General features: G+C 62.3%; 1 protein-coding gene. It reads left to right on the forward strand.

What is annotated here, in order from left to right; genetic code table 11:
* Positions 1–512 (forward strand): PTS sugar transporter subunit IIC (locus tag LK493_RS10095; RefSeq protein ID WP_227790930.1); only part of this gene is annotated, 512 nt, incomplete at both ends.

Genomic DNA, 512 nt, shown 5'->3' on the forward strand with positions numbered 1-512 from the left:
GTTCCGCCCCATCGTCCTGTGCCCGCTCGTGGGCCTGGTGCTGGGGGACCTGCAGACCGGCCTTGCTGTCGGCGCCAGCCTGGAGTTGCTGTTCATGGGCTCGATCTCCATCGGTGCCTACGTACCGCCTAACGAAACCGTCGGCGGCGTGCTCGCCTGCGCGTTTGCCATTCAGCTCGGTCAGGGTACCGAGACGGCCATCGCGCTCGCCATGCCTATCGCCGTCCTTTCGCTGACGATCGGCAACATTACCAACGCCTTGTTCGCCGTGTTTGTCGACATGGCAGACAGGTTCGCCCTCAAGGGAAACCTCAAAGGCATCTACGCCGTTCATTGGGGAATTGGAATTTGGGGCTGCGTCGAGTACTTCCTGCTGTGTGGCGGCGCCTTCTATCTGGGTTCCGGCGCCATCCAGGGCCTACTCGACTTTATCCCGTCCTTTGTGATCGATGGTTGCGGCGTTGCAGCCAACATCCTGCCTGCCATGGGCTTCGCCATGCTCGGCCGCCTGG

It is taken from the genome of Collinsella aerofaciens (genome assembly GCF_020709435.1).
GTDB classification, from domain to species: domain Bacteria; phylum Actinomycetota; class Coriobacteriia; order Coriobacteriales; family Coriobacteriaceae; genus Collinsella; species Collinsella aerofaciens_AU.